14 protein-coding genes are annotated in these 15029 nt (G+C 45.2%); 7 read left to right on the plus strand and 7 right to left on the minus strand.

Annotation, left to right across the window (positions count from 1 at the left end; translation table 11 throughout):
• Positions 1-26: 26 nt before the first annotated feature.
• The 3 genes from R7044_RS14615 to R7044_RS14625 are packed head-to-tail and all read right to left on the minus strand — an operon-like array spanning position 27 to position 1191.
• The gene (locus tag R7044_RS14615; protein WP_017820171.1) at positions 27-467 is read right to left on the minus strand and encodes a YeeE/YedE family protein; all 441 of its coding nucleotides are present in this window, start codon (positions 465-467) and stop codon (positions 27-29) included.
• A gap of 14 nt (positions 468-481) precedes the next feature.
• Positions 482-895 (minus strand): YeeE/YedE family protein, encoded by a 414-nt coding sequence (locus R7044_RS14620; protein ID WP_395231669.1) that lies wholly within the window; start codon positions 893-895, stop codon positions 482-484.
• A 5-nt stretch (positions 896-900) separates the two neighbouring features.
• Positions 901-1191, minus strand: coding sequence for an ArsR/SmtB family transcription factor (locus tag R7044_RS14625; RefSeq protein ID WP_005376206.1), 291 nt, complete (start codon positions 1189-1191; stop codon positions 901-903).
• Between the two features lie 151 nt (positions 1192-1342).
• Here R7044_RS14625 and R7044_RS14630 point away from each other — a divergent pair, with 151 nt between their 5' ends.
• Positions 1343-3046 carry an FAD-dependent oxidoreductase gene (locus R7044_RS14630; RefSeq protein WP_053303645.1) on the plus strand — a complete coding sequence of 568 codons (1704 nt, stop codon included), beginning with the start codon at positions 1343-1345 and terminating at the stop codon, positions 3044-3046.
• A 66-nt stretch (positions 3047-3112) separates the two neighbouring features.
• Here the strand turns inward: R7044_RS14630 and R7044_RS14635 are convergent, their stop codons facing one another.
• Together R7044_RS14635 and R7044_RS14640 are read right to left on the minus strand one after the other, a co-directional pair.
• Positions 3113-3811 (minus strand): aspartate/glutamate racemase family protein, encoded by a 699-nt coding sequence (locus R7044_RS14635; protein WP_151515553.1) that lies wholly within the window; start codon positions 3809-3811, stop codon positions 3113-3115.
• A gap of 139 nt (positions 3812-3950) precedes the next feature.
• Positions 3951-4751, minus strand: coding sequence for a PhzF family phenazine biosynthesis protein (locus R7044_RS14640; RefSeq protein WP_225455645.1), 801 nt, complete (start codon positions 4749-4751; stop codon positions 3951-3953).
• A 147-nt stretch (positions 4752-4898) separates the two neighbouring features.
• Between R7044_RS14640 and R7044_RS14645 the strand changes: the two genes are divergently transcribed.
• A complete protein-coding gene (locus R7044_RS14645) occupies positions 4899-5348 on the plus strand; it encodes a YkgB family protein (protein WP_005376100.1) in 450 nt (149 codons plus the stop codon).
• Between the two features lie 198 nt (positions 5349-5546).
• Here R7044_RS14645 and R7044_RS14650 read toward each other — a convergent pair whose 3' ends face one another.
• Both R7044_RS14650 and R7044_RS14655 read right to left on the minus strand, forming a co-directional pair.
• Positions 5547-6023, minus strand: coding sequence for a DM13 domain-containing protein (locus R7044_RS14650; RefSeq protein ID WP_005376099.1), 477 nt, complete (start codon positions 6021-6023; stop codon positions 5547-5549).
• Between the two features lie 195 nt (positions 6024-6218).
• Entirely contained in the window at positions 6219-8543 is a 2325-nt protein-coding gene (locus R7044_RS14655) for an FdhF/YdeP family oxidoreductase (protein ID WP_225455646.1), read from the minus strand.
• Between the two features lie 666 nt (positions 8544-9209).
• On the opposite strand from R7044_RS14655, the gene R7044_RS14660 reads away from it, so the two are divergent.
• From R7044_RS14660 to uhpB, 5 genes are all read left to right on the plus strand, one after another.
• Entirely contained in the window at positions 9210-10094 is an 885-nt protein-coding gene (locus tag R7044_RS14660; protein ID WP_005388011.1) for a LysR family transcriptional regulator, read from the plus strand.
• A 53-nt stretch (positions 10095-10147) separates the two neighbouring features.
• A complete protein-coding gene (gene fdhD, locus R7044_RS14665) occupies positions 10148-10978 on the plus strand; it encodes a formate dehydrogenase accessory sulfurtransferase FdhD (protein ID WP_005388009.1) in 831 nt (276 codons plus the stop codon).
• 406 nt (positions 10979-11384) lie between these two features.
• Positions 11385-12779: a hexose-6-phosphate:phosphate antiporter gene (uhpT, locus tag R7044_RS14670; protein WP_021707729.1), complete on the plus strand. Its 1395-nt coding sequence runs from the start codon at positions 11385-11387 to the stop codon at positions 12777-12779.
• Between the two features lie 138 nt (positions 12780-12917).
• Complete coding sequence (gene uhpA / locus R7044_RS14675) at positions 12918-13526, plus strand: transcriptional regulator UhpA (RefSeq protein ID WP_005388005.1); 609 nt, start codon at positions 12918-12920, stop codon at positions 13524-13526.
• Complete coding sequence (gene uhpB, locus R7044_RS14680; protein WP_225455647.1) at positions 13526-15028, plus strand: signal transduction histidine-protein kinase/phosphatase UhpB; 1503 nt, start codon at positions 13526-13528, stop codon at positions 15026-15028. Before uhpA ends, uhpB begins: the two co-directional genes overlap by 1 nt.
• The last annotated feature ends 1 nt before the right edge of the window (position 15029 follow it).

Raw genomic sequence — 15029 nt, forward strand, 5'->3', positions numbered from 1 at the left:
CTCTTTTTAACGTTGAAGTACTTTCTTTATTGACGAACCACTCTTTTAGCGGTGAATGACCCAACCAACATTGCCGCTATAAAGAGCAGAACTTGTGTGTTGCCAGTAAAAAGGCTGGCAACCGCAGGACCAGGACACACACCCAGTAAGCCCCAACCAATACCAAACAGTGCTGCACCACCGACTAACTTTTTGTCTATCGTTTTAGAAGTAGGACAGACAACCTCATCACCAAACACAGATTCGCTTCTTGGCTTTATTAATAAAAGATAAGCAGGAACGAACACAACAAGTGCTCCGCCCATAACGAAGGCTAAGCTTGGGTCCCATGAACCGGTAATATCAAGAAAGCCGATCACTTTTGCCGGATCTGCCATACCAGAGACCACCATACCAATACCAAAGAGCACACCAGAAAATGCAACAACGGACATTTGCTTAATACTTTTCATTACGTGAGTTTTCATAACGACACTATCCCTCACGATACTAGCAAGACGGCTAACATGGCTGTGGCCATAAACGTACACGTCGCGACCACAGAACGGATTGAGAAACGCCCTATTCCACAAATGCCATGGCCACTAGTACAACCATTGCCGATACGCGTACCAACACCGACTAACAAGCCAGCAACGATAACTAAAATAAGAGAACCGCTGTACTGATCTGGTACATGCCCGCCAAGAACATAAACAGCAAACACGCCACCTAATACCATCGCAATTAAAAAAACAATTCGCCAAACGCGGTCTGCGCTCTCAACGGCACCGTTTAAGATCCCACTGATCCCAGCAGTCTTGCCAGTAAATAGCATCAGTGTTATCGCTGATACGCCAACTATTATGCCGCCCAACAGCGACATCCAAGGAACTTCAAACATAGCAACCGCCAAACTAATTACTTACAGAAAACTTGCTTAAACGCCTCAACCAGCGGACCAACTCTTTCATCAGAAATTGAATAAAATACCTGCTGAGAAACCTTCCTAGCTTTAATGATGTCGTGCTTTCTCAATACGGTGAGATGTTGTGAAAAAGCAGATTGGCTTAATGATGAACCTTCAAACAGTTCACCGACCCCTTTCTCACCTTCAATCAGCTTACACATCACGATTAGGCGCTCTGGATGAGCCATAATTTTAAGCAGCTCACTCGCTTCGGTCGCACTTTGTAGCATACTGTCGCCCATTCTTATGCCTCTTCATTACTACATTACATTTTATTAGATATTACTAATTAATATTATTAAGTCAATGCTAATGTAGATTAAATAACATTAGACTCAGCTAATTTATTTAAGTAAGGTGTAGGCGTTTTCGATCATTCAGCAGGAGAAATCCATGAGCAAAATCGTGATTATTGGTGGGGTTGCTGGCGGTGCATCTGCAGCAGCTCGCGCTCGTCGTCTTAGTGAAGACGCAGAAATCATTATGTTTGAACGCGGTCCATTTGTGTCATTTGCAAACTGTGGCTTACCCTATCACATTGGTGGCGATATCCAAGAGCGCAGCAAACTGCTTCTTCAAACGCCTGAGAGCTTTCTAGCGCGTTTCAATGTTGATGTCCGTGTGATGAACGAAGTGGTTTCTATTAACCGTCAAGACAAAACGGTTACGGTTAACAATTTGCTTGATGGCTCGGAATACCAAGAGAGCTACGACTTTCTTCTACTCAGCCCTGGCGCAGGTCCAGTTGTGCCGCCTATTCCGGGTATTGATAACCCGTTAACGCACTCGCTGCGCAATATTCCAGATATGGATCGCATCATTAAAACGATCGAAACCAACAAAGTTGAACACGCTACGGTCGTTGGTGGTGGTTTTATCGGTTTGGAAATGATGGAAGCCTTCCACCAGCTAGGCATAAAAACCACATTAGTTGAAATGGCGGATCAAGTGATGACGCCCGTTGACCGTGAAATGGCTGGCTTCGCACATGCTGAAATTCGTGAGAAAGGCATCGACCTTAAACTTGGCGTCGCACTTGAGTCGGTGAAATTCGTACCTAACGAGCACGTGGCAAGTTTCGACTCTGGTGAGAGCGAAAAACACCAACATCTAGAAGGTGAATTGGAATTAACACTAAACAATGGTGAAAGACTCACCACCGATATTTTGATTATGGCAATTGGTGTTCGCCCCGAGACCAAATTAGCAAAAGAAGCTGGCTTAGAAATCGGCGCTCTTGGTGGTATTTATATCAATGAATACATGCAAACCAGCGATCCTTCGATCTACGCTGTCGGCGACGCGGTAGAAGAGAAAGACTTTGTGACTGGCGAGCAAACTCTAGTGCCACTTGCGGGCCCGGCAAACCGTCAAGGCCGAATGGCAGCAGACAACATGCTTGGCCGCCAAGAAACTTACCAAGGTACGCAAGGCACGGCGATCTGTAAGATTTTTGATTTAGCCGTCGCTTCTACTGGTAAAAACGAGAAACAGCTGAAACGTGAAAACATCGCTTATGAAAAAGTGTATGTGCATACAGCAAGTCACGCGAGTTACTACCCAGGTGCAGAAACCGTGTCATTCAAAATGCTGTTTGATCCAGTAACAGGTAAAATATTAGGTGCGCAAGCAGTAGGTAAAGACGGTGTTGATAAACGTATCGACGTAATGGCAGTTGCTCAGCGTGCTGGTATGACGGTAGAGCAACTGCAACACCTCGAGCTAACTTACGCGCCACCTTATGGCTCTGCTAAAGATGTAATTAACCAAGCGGCGTTTGTGGCAAATAACATCATCAAAGGTGACGCGATTGCGATTCATTATGATGAAATGGATTCACTGACAGAAGACCAACTGTTACTTGATGTTCGTAATCCTGGTGAATTGGAGTCCGTTGGTTATCTTGAAGGTGCAATTAATATTCCTGTCGATCAACTACGTCGTCGCATGCACGAACTTCCTAAAGACAAAGAGATCGTGATTTACTGTCAAGTTGGGTTACGTGGTAACGTAGCATACCGTCAGCTGGTCAACAATGGTTACAAAGCCCGCAACTTGATTGGTGGATACAGAACTCTCAAATTTGCTCGCTTATAACTTGATAATAAAAAGAGAAAACCACGTGCTTGGTTTTCTCTTTTTTTGCAGGAAAGAAAGCGTAGATCATTCACCTTCAATTGCCAAACGGACTGCTGCTTGAGCATGGATAGAAGTGGTATCGAGTAGTGTAACATCGGTGTGACTTTGGTTTACAAGTAAGGCAATTTCAGTACACCCGAGAATCACAGCTTCAGCTCCGTGCTCTTTTAGTTTTTCAATAATTTGCAAGTATATCGTCCTTGACTCCTCTTTGATTTCACCTTGGCATAACTCTTTATAAATAATGTTATGTACTTTAGAGCGGTCGTCTTGATCGGGAATGACGACATCAAGCCCATAACGGTCGGAAAGCCTTCCTTTATAAAAGTCTTGCTCCATTGTGAATTGAGTACCAAGGAGTCCGACCTTTTGAACCCCTTTCTCACGAAGTAACTCAGCAGTCGCGTCTGCGATATGTAGTATGGGGATATTAATACTGGCTTCAATTTGAGGCGCAACTTTGTGCATTGTGTTAGTACAAATAAGAATGAAGTCAGCGCCCCCTTTTTCTATTGAAGATGCAGCATCAGATAGAATGCTTGCCGTTTCTTCCCATTTACCTTGATGTTGAAGTTTCTCTATCTCCGAAAAATTCACGCTATACATACAAATTTTTGCGGAATTTAGGCCGCCTAACGCCTCTTTGACTCCTTCGTTGATCAATTTGTAATAACTAAGCGTCGACTCCCAGCTCATACCACCTAGAAGACCGATAGTTTTCATATAACTCTCCAATCGTTATACACCACCGTGCCAGGGGTGTTTTTACAAAAAAAATCAGCCACTTAAATAAGCAGCATTCAAGCGTCTTCACTATTGAGCATTGGGTAACACGAAAATAAAATCATTCCCACAGGGACCGCTACGCGATTCTCATATATCCTCGCAATATCGTTACTGCATTTCCAGAAAGCTTAACGTGCTCAGTGCTTAACAACTCTGTATGGACGACCCCACTTCTCTTGGAGGCTTGGAAGCCTTTCAGTTGCTTTTTGTTGAGCTCTTTAGCCCAGTAAACACATAAAGCGCAATGTGCAGAGCCTGTAACTGGGTCCTCATTAACACCTACCCAAGGCGCGAAGTATCGAGAGACAAAATCGGCGTCAGTGCTTGATTGAGCAGTGATGACGACGCCACGGCCTTTTTGTTTAAGCAGCGCACCAAAATCAGGGTCGAGCTGTTCAAGCACAAATTCATCATTAATGACGACCAACTGCTTATTATCAAACTGACCGTAGACGACTACATTGGCGGTATCTAGCCCCAAACCATGAAGTAAGTCTTTGTTAATACTAGCTCGCATATCTAAAGTTGGAGCAGGAAACACCAAATGAATTTCTTCATGATCGAGTTGTGCAGTTAAAACCCCAGATAGCGTAACGAACTCAATCGTATCTCCAGTATTATATAACCCCTGCTCTTTCAGAACGTGCGCCGTTGCAAGTGTGCCGTGTCCACACAAAGCAACTTCCGTCCTCGGTGTAAACCAACGAAGTTGCATTGTACTGAGTGACAGAAATGCCGTTTCAGATAACGACATCTCGGCCGCGATGGCCAACATCGTTTCCTCATCAAGGCTTGACTCTGTGATACAAACACCCGCGGGATTACCTTTGAAAACCTCTGATGTAAACGAGTCAACCTGAAAAATTTTAACTTCCACGAAATATCCTTAAGTTCTATCAAACACGTAATTCTGTATCACGTGATTTTTAATATCTGTTGTTTGAGCGAAAAAAACCTATGAAATTTTCTACCAACCTTATAGGTCTTGTTGGAAGCGCTAACAAACAGGAGAATGTAGTTAATTATGCAAAACGTAAAAAGCCATCATCAATGTGACTCAATTGGATATCTTATCGGAGTTTTCGGCGTTTCTTTAGTTCTAATATGGATTGGTATTTATAAATTCACACCTACAGAGGCCAAGCTTATACAACCGCTCGTTGAAAATCATTTTCTGATGAGTTGGTTGTATGATGTGATGTCAGTTCAAGCCGTATCAAACATCATTGGCGCAACAGAAATCATTGTCGCTATTGGATTAATCGTTGGCCTTAAAAACACACGAGTCGCTTATTTTTCTGGCATAGCCGCCGCAATTATTTTTCTTGCGACACTCAGCTTTCTAATTACGACACCGAATACATGGAAAGTGTCTGATGGGGTTTTGGTGACAAACTTCTTTTTAGTAAAAGATATTCTATTTTTAGCCATTGCGATTAGCGTCATCGAACGAAACAAGCCAAACAGAGAATAACTCTAAATAGTTCGAAATCTTGTTTTTCCAGAACGTAGCCTGGAAGGTGCAAACGACTTACAAGTCGAATGGTTCTGTCAATAACTCTAAACAAAGACTCTTAAATTTAGAGTGTTTAAGAGTCTTTGCCTTCTAATGATGCGAAACAACATCCTAGCGTAAAGTGAAAAGAAAAGCCTTTCACTCTACTGCTAAGGTTTATTGATACTTTGCCGAAGTAATGAACTCACCGAATGTCTCGCACCATACAACAACCGTATTGTATTCAGAAATTGAAGTGCTTTGAGGAACCTCAACAACGAAGTTATCGAACGTTTTGACATCACCAATTAAGCTCATCTCAGATTTAAGGTCATTAAACTCTTGTTCCGTTTCGACAAACTTAGGAGATAGATAGAGTTTATAGTCTGGTCCGGGAGCGAGTTTTCCTACCAACGTAATGACTTCAGAACTCAAATGAATTTCTCCCTCTCCCCAATGAAAAGCGTCGCTACCTTTGAGTTCCCTCTTAAACACTGCGCTGTATTCTGCGCCTTGCTTGCTCTTAGCAACTTGCTCATCGGTCGGCGCAGGTGGTGCAATAAGGATCGGTAAAGTATAGATACCTATCGCAATGCCAATAGAAACTGCCACTAAGTGACTGATTGTTAATTTAATTATATTTTTCAAGGTCATAAGCATCTTCTTATTAGTTTTACTACTTGAAATTAGATTCAAATCGGCCTTATCTGTCTATTATCGAGCAGCATAATGTCATTAACATTATACACAAGCTATGCGCACTAAATGCAGACTGAGCGCAATTAAAAACGGCTGATAATTAATATCAGCCGTTTGCTTATCGGAAATGTCGTTGTGCCGGTTTGGTCACTATCCCGCTTCCACCAAAGCGATCTTATCGGATGTCGATTTTTCCAATTTTATCGCAATAAACTTAGAGGTTGGCGTAAACGTTCTATCCCCATAACTGTCCAAAGGAACTAATGGGTTTGTTTCTGGATAGTAAGCCGCCGCCTGACCTGCTGGTACATCATAGGCAACAAGCGTAAATCCGCTCACACGGCGCTCAACGCCATCTTCCCACAATGAAACCATGTCCACTTTGTCGCCCGGTTCAAAACCGAGTTTACGAATATCCGCTTCATTGATAAACAGCACTTCGCGCATACCAAATACTCCACGATAACGGTCATTCAAGCCGTAAAGTGTCGTATTGTATTGGTCGTGTGAGCGCATGGTTTGCAAGATCAAATCTGGCTTTTGGCCTTTTTCGAGTATCGCTTCGCTGATCAACTGCTTCGGCAACTCGCTAGAGCTGAACTGTGCTTTGCCGCTTGGTGTATTCCATCGACGCTCGGCAGCTGGGTTTACCAAGTGGAATCCACCCGGGTGTTTAAGCTTATGGTTAAAGTCGGTAAAGCCCGGAATTGTGTCGGCAATCAAATCGCGAATACGGTCGTAATCTTCAATCGCCCACAACCAATCAATTGGTTTTGCCCCGAGTGTAGCATTGGCAATACCGGCAATAATCGCTGGTTCTGAACGCAAATGCTCCGAACGCGGTTTTAACTGACCAAATGAGATATGTACCATGCTGAAGGTATCTTCAACCGTCACGCCTTGCGGGCCAGTCGCTTGCTGATCAATCTCAGTACGGCCTAAGCACGGAAGAATAAGCGCATCTTTACCTGTGACAAGGTGAGAACGATTTAACTTCGTCGAAATGTGTACGGTTAAATTACAGTTTCGCATCGCGTTGTGCGTACGTTCTGTGTCTGGCGTTGCTTGTGCAAAGTTACCGCCCAAACCGATAAATACTTTCGCTTGCCCTTCTTCCATCGCTTTAATGGCTTGCACAGTGTTGTGGCCTTCACCGCGCGGGACGGCAAAGTTAAATCGACTTTCAATGCGATCCAACAACAGATCTGAAGGTTTTTCATCAATGCCCATCGTACGGTCGCCCTGAACGTTACTGTGACCACGCACTGGTGAAAGACCCGCGCCCGGCTTACCAACGTTACCTCGTAACATTTGCACGTTTGCGACTTCTTTAATGGTTGGTACAGAGTGACGATGCTGAGTCAACCCCATCGCCCAACACATGATCACACGTTCTGCACGTCGATACATGCTCGCCACCATCTCGATTTCACTTAAATCAAGACCCGATTGTTCCGTGATGTGTTCCCAAGCGGTTGCGTCCACTTCAGCCAAATAGTCATCTATACCTATCGTGTGCTGCTTGATGAATTCACGGTCAAATACCGCTTTGCCACCGTTTTGCAATGCCTCGCGTTCCCATTGCAACAAGAATTTCGCGATGCCACGAAATACTGCCATGTCTCCGCCCAAAGCAGGACGCAGGTACGCCGTGTTTGTAGGCTCTGAGCCGTTGCTCAACATCTCAATCGGCATTTGTGGGTTTTGGAAACGCTCTAATCCGCGCTCTTTCAGCGGGTTTAGACAGATAACCTGTGCACCACGTTTTACCGCTTCGCGCAGAGGTTCAAGCATTCGTGGGTGATTCGTGCCCGGGTTTTGACCAATCACAAAAATCGCATCAGCTTCTTCAAAATCATCAAAGATCACTGTGCCTTTACCAACACCAATGGTGTCTTTCATCCCTATAGCACTGGCTTCGTGGCACATGTTGGAACAATCTGGGAAGTTGTTGGTACCGAATGCGCGCACAAATAGCTGATACAAAAACGCCGCTTCGTTGCTTGCACGGCCAGAGGTATAAAACTCCGCTTGGTGTGGTGAATCCAATTGGTTGAGATGTTTAGCCACAAGAGAAAAAGCCTCATCCCAAGAGACAGGCACATAGTGGTCGGACTCAGCATCGTATCGCATTGGGTGCGTGATACGGCCTTGGTATTCCAACCAGTAATCGGTTTGCGTTGAGAGAGATGAAACGCTGTGATTGGCAAAAAACTCAGGGTCAACCAGACGATTGGTCGCCTCCCAGTTTACCGCTTTCGCGCCATTCTCACAGAAATTGACTTTACCACTATCTGGCGACTCACCCCATGCACATCCCGGACAGTCGAAACCGCCATTTTGGTTGGTTTTGAGCATAGTGCGAATGTTTTTAACTGCATTTTCACTGCCCCACCAACTTCTGGTTACGGCTTTCAGTGCACCCCAACCACCAGCTGGACCTTTGTATGCTTTTATTTGTTCTTTTTGGCTCACGACTTTACTCCTCGCAGATATACCAGCAAGCAGGGTGCCCGTGAAAACAAGCGCGTTATTTATTGAGATAATGCGGAAGTATTGAAGGGCTTAGTTTCTAATCCATGTATTTTTTAATCCAAATAAGTAACCACTCAACATGCTCTCGCTTGTCCGAGCGTTTACTTATCTAGATTCTTGATATCGGATACCCGCCTACTGTTTCTAAGACTGGTAGATTCAATTCGCATTGTTGCGTCTTGATCTAAATCAAAGATTAAGTCGTTATTCAATATGCGTCCAATTGATAATCCTGACCGAGTGATAAACAAAATCTATGACGAATTTTTCCACTGACGGTCATCACATTTTTAATCAATACAATTTATGAGGTTAATCGTTTTCCCATCCGATTCCACCTAGTTCGCTTAACAAACTCAATAAAATCGGCACTCTTGATAATAGATAATATCTATCACACTATAGATACTTTAAATTTGACCCTAATTAATATCAGGAATAGCCTTGATTCAGATCAATTTTTAGTGTGGTTTTATTCTTGACTTGGTTTTGGTTTTCCATTCCCCAGTTAAAACGCTCCAGCGCTTAAAAAGTACGGTAGTGCTGTGCCCTTTTTAGGGAGTTCCCCCGTACATGTGACTCACAACGCAAGGTTAACAAGCCATTATGGATATCAAACAACTTAAATATCTCATCGCACTTGAACAGACCAAACACTTTGGTCAAGCCGCCGCATTGTGCCACATTACGCAGCCTACCTTGTCCATGAGAATCCGAAGCTTAGAGGAAGAACTCGATCTCGAATTAATCCAAAGAAGTCAACGATTTGAAGGGTTTACTGAAGCCGGAGAACGCATTTTAGCTTGGGCAAAAACCGTCTTAGCCGCTCATGATGGATTGCAAGCCGAGGCTGCTAACTGCCGTGGTCAGTTGGTCGGCTCTCTTCGGCTTGGAATGGTGCCACTCGCCAGCCAAAACCCGATGGAATTGCTCAAACCATTAGCTCACCAGTTCCCTGAGTTACGCTTTCAAATACTCTCCATGACGACCGAACAGATCATAGACCAACTCAATCGCAATCAACTTGATTTGGGGATGTGTTATGTCGATCAAGTTAACACCGCTTACTTCGATGTTATCGAGCTTGACTCGACCAAACTTGGCGTTTTATTCGATGAGCGTCATTTTGATTTTGCCGAATCTGAAGTGTTGTGGGAGTCACTCAATAACATTCCGCTAGGGCTGCTTTCGAAGGGAATGCACTATCGCCACTCAATTGATCTTAGCTTTGTGAGTAAAGGGCTGGTTCCGCAAACCGTCATTGAAAGTAACTCCACCTTCCACTTGATCCAAGCAGTAACCAGTGGCCTTTGTTGCGCCATTATGCCGCTGAATTGTGGATTGGAAGAGTTGAACGATACGCTTCGCATTATCCCTATCGAAGAAGCCGCCGTTCACGCCCCGCTAGGTTTGTTAAAGCGAAAACAAGAACCCTTCTCCGCGCTAACCGATCAGTGCTTCGCAGAAGCAAAAAACATATTCAATCGATAACAAGAGTCCACACGTCAATTTTTGGCATACATAACGGCTTATGAGGTGATTTCATGAGATGCACTACTCAATCTTATTTTGAACTGTCCGATTTCAATCAAGCACCACCTCAACCAAGTGCGTTCAATTACCGAGAATTGATTGATGGCCGCCCAGTGCAACAAATGTCGCTGGCAAGTGAATCCGCCTTAGCTATCAGCTATAACGGCATTAGCCAAGCGGTCATGATGGTGACGCCAGGCCATCTGGAAGACTTCGTGAAAGGATTTAGCCTAAGCACAGGCATCGTCCACGACTTCAAAGAGATCAAAGACATTGAAATTGGCGGCGATCACGAATCTCACTATGCGGAAGTGGAAATCAGCAACCGCGCTTTCTGGGCGTTAAAAACACAGCGCCGAAATCTTGCCGGAACAACCGGATGCGGCATTTGTGGTGTCGAGGCTCTGGAACAAGCTTTGCCTGATTTGGCGCCGCTGACACCGTCTCTTCCTCCGCGCTCCGATGTATTCGAAGGGCTGCGAGACAAAGTCGCACTGCATCAAGAAGCCGCACGTGAATCTGGCGCGCTACACGCCGCTTTATTTTCAGATTTACAAGGCAACATCAAGTTGTGCCGAGAGGACATCGGCCGCCACAACGCGCTAGATAAGTTGATTGGCGCATTGGCCAACAAACACATCGAACCTCAAAGTGGCTTCGCAATCATGACAAGCCGTTGCAGCTTAGAGTTGATCCACAAAGCCGTTCGCGCGCGTATCCCCACTCTGGTTTGCTTATCTGCACCTACAGCGTTAACTGTCGAATGGGCAAGAAGAAACCATTTGAACCTAATTCACTTACCAAAACACGGCTCGCCGCGTCTATACAGCCCAGCCCCTTAACACGTCAACCTAGCCGAATTCCTAATATTTCTAACAGAGACCTCTGGGTCTCTGTTGTTTGCTTCTCGTTCCCAATTGATACTTAGCGACAAGACACTATTCTCTCCAACCAAACGTGCTCACCCCTTGTCAGCACTAAGCTTGCATATATTAACCTGCTTGCATTTGAACGCTTTCCAATCCGATAAGAACTCTGTCAAAAACCCATAAATTAGTAAGGACTTTGTGTGACTCTTTTCACGCTTTTCCGCCTTACTAGGCATTTCTAGGAATTTTTCCTAGCCGATCTAGGCAACCATCTCATGTGCCTCACAAAACCACTCTCTAGAATTCCGCTCAGTCAAAGGTAACAAGAGCGCATAACGGTCTCCGTTGTGTTTCTAAAACAATTACAAGAGAGTTCATCATGTTAAAATTCCTCGAACAGGTGCGGAAGCCGACCCTCGATCTTCCTGTCGAAGTTAGAAGAAAGATGTGGTTTAAACCGTTCATCCAATCTTACTTGGTCGTATTCATCGGCTACCTAACCATGTACTTGATTCGTAAGAACTTCAATGTCGCGCAAAACGACATGATCTCAACTTACGGTTTGAGCATGACAGACCTAGGTCTTATTGGCCTTGGCTTCTCCATCACATACGGCATCGGTAAAACCGTTGTGTCTTACTACGCTGACGGTAAGAACACCAAGCAATTCCTCCCTTTTATGCTGATCCTTTCTGGTCTTGCAATGCTTGGTTTCAGCTTCAGCATGGGCGGCGGTAGTGCAAGCCTGTTCTTGATGGTGGCTTTCTACGCTCTAAGTGGTTTCTTCCAAAGTACTGGTGGCCCTTCTAGTTACTCAACCATTACAAAATGGACACCTCGTAACAAACGCGGCTCTTACCTCGGCTTGTGGAACATGTCACACAACGTTGGTGGTGCGGGCGCAGCGGGTGTTGCTCTTTTCGGTGCCAACTACCTATTCGACGGCCACGTAATCGGCATGTTCGTGTTCCCTTCTATCATCGCGATCATCGTTGGCTTCATCGGTATGCGCTTTGGTAGCGACTCTCCAGAAGCTTACGGTCTAGGTAAAGTAGAAGAACTTTTCGATGAAGCAGTGAGTGAAGAAGACACCGCCGCAGAAGAAAACCAGATGACCAAAAAAGAAATATTTGTTGAATACGTTCTTAAAAACAAAGTTATCTGGCTACTTTGCTTTGCCAACATCTTCCTTTACATCGTGCGTATTGGTATCGACCAATGGTCAACGGTATACGCGTACCAAGAGCTTGGTCTGTCAAAAGAAACGGCAATCTCTGGCTTTACTCTGTTCGAAGTCGGTGCGCTTGTGGGTACTTTGATGTGGGGTTACTTATCTGACCTAGCAAACGGTCGCCGCGCATTGGTTGCTTGTGTGTCTCTTGGTTTGATCATCGTATCGCTTGAGTTCTACCAACACGCCACTAGCGAGTTCATGTACTTGGCCTCTCTATTTGTATTGGGCTTCTTGGTGTTTGGTCCGCAACTTCTTATCGGTGTTGCCGCGGTTGGTTTTGTCCCTAAAAAAGCAATCAGTGTGGCTGACGGCGTAAAAGGTACATTCGCTTACCTAATCGGTGACAGCTTCGCGAAACTTGGTCTCGGTATGATTGCAGACGGTACACCTATCTTCGGCTTAACAGGTTGGAAAGGTACCTTCGCAGCCCTAGATACCTCCGCCATGATTTGTATTGTTTTGCTTGCTTTCGTGGCTATCGCGGAAGAGAAGAAGATTCGACACGCGAAGAAGCTTCAACTTGCACAAAACCAAGCCTAACTTCTCTGCGCGCTTTACTTCGGTAAAGCGCGCAAGATCATTAAAATGAGTTGATCAATTCAGTATCATTAAAGGTTTTTCTATTGGCTCCTGTTGGAGCTTATTGTTGTTAGTCGTCTGCTCTATTTGGTTGTAATAATGATTCATGTTGCTCTAGTTGATGATCACGTCATCGTGCGTTCGGGTTTCGCACAATTATTAAATTTAGAAAGTGATATTACCGTTGTTGGTGAATTCGGCTCTGTCGCCGAAGCGCGAAAAGGGTTGCCTGCGGTACACCCACACGTCGTCATCCTAGATATTTCCATGCCAGATGAAAGCGGCTTAAACTTTCTCAGCGAAATACCAACTGGCATTGCCTGCGTGATGCTTAGCGTGCATGACTCCCCTGCGATGGTGGAAAAATCACTAAAGCTAGGTGCAAAAGGCTATCTTAGTAAACGCTGTAGCCCAGACGAACTTATTCAAGCCGTGAGAACCAGTGCTTCTGGCGGCTGTTACCTCACATCAGATATTGCACTTAAACTTGCAACGCCTAGCGACAACACCACCTCTCTATGCCAACTGACAAAACGTGAAAACGAGGTATGTCAGCTACTTGCCAATGGGTTGGATGTAAAGTCTGTCGCGGCAGAGCTTGGCTTGAGCCACAAGACTGTGCATGTTCATCGTGCGAATGCCATCGACAAACTCGGCGTGAAAAACAACGTTGAGCTCGCCAAACTATTTTCTCAAGAGTCCTTTTAATGCGAGCTTATGCTGTTACCACCATTTGCGGACTTTTTGTTATGGCTTGCGCTTGGTTTTGCTTGTGGGTGATTGCCTATTACTTTGTCAATGATCCCGAGTTGGCGATCTTATTGTTTCCTTTCGCTTTACGATTAGGTGTCGCCCTACACACTCGCACCGCTTATTGGCCGACGATTTACCTTTCGGAGTGGGGACTTTCCATCGCACTTGCGATGTTACTGGGTCAACCGCAGTGGCTTACCGTGCTGATTGCGAGCATTGCCAGTATCCCGGTCACACTGATTGCGAAAAAATACTACTACGGTGACCAAAACCGCCACTTAGCCGTCATGGGCATTGTGATCATCATTACCGCCTTCATCAACGTAATGGCGGTCGGATTTCACGTGCCTTCTGTTTACATGGTTTGGCTGGCTAGCATTTCTGGAGGCTTGCTCGTGGTGCCTATGTGCTACCTGTTGTGGAGCTATTTGTTCCAAAGTCGTTGGTCTCCGCTTAGCTCTCTCCTACTTAGTAATGCCGTTGTATTTCAGGTGCGTCATATCGTGCTTTATGCGCTGCTTTTGATCGGCAGTATTTTGGTGCAAACCAGTTTGCCTGAAGAGCTAAAACGATTTGCGCCGTTTTGTATGGCGATTCCAATCATCGTGCTTGCTCTGCGTTACGGCTGGCAAGGTGCCCTACTCGCCACCATGCTCAACAGCATAGCGCTGATTGCGGCTCGTAGCGGCGTATCGAATCTAGAAATCACCGATTTGTTATTATCTCTCTCGGCGCAAACCATTACTGGCATTATGCTCGGTTTAGGGGTTCAGAAACAAAAAGACCTCAATCACAAACTGCGCGGCGAACTTGCACGCAATCAGAATTTGTCTCGCCAGCTTATCAAAGCGGAAGAATCGGTAAGACGCGATATTGCGCGCGAGCTACATGATGAAATCGGCCAGAACATCACGGCAATCCGCACACAAGCCAACATCATTAAGCGGGTAAATAACGCAGAAACACGCGTTGGTTGCGCCGACATGATTGAAGGGCTTTCCCTCAACGTGTACGACACTACTAAGCGACTGTTAAGCAAGCTAAGACCCAAAATGCTGGATGATTTGGACTTGAAAGAATCCGTCGAGCAACTGACGCGAGAAATGGAATTCGCCAATCACGGAACGACTGTTCAACTGAACTGGCAAGGCGATTACACAAGCCTGAGTGACACACTCAAAGTAACCCTATTCCGTTTATGCCAAGAGTCATTAAATAACGCTGCCAAGTACGCAGAAGCGCAGTTGATCAATATTGAACTGACAATTGGAGAAACGGCGGTGTCATTGATGATTCACGATGATGGTGTCGGTTTCAAAGTTCAGGACAGTATGAAAGGCATGGGCGTTCGCGGCATGCAAGAGCGTGTGCACGCGTTAGGTGGAAAAATGGTTATCTACTCCACCAGCGATCAAGTGATCGGCACACAAATCAGCATTACTTTACCTAAGGTGTAAC

The organism is Vibrio sp. 1402 (genome assembly GCF_033340275.1).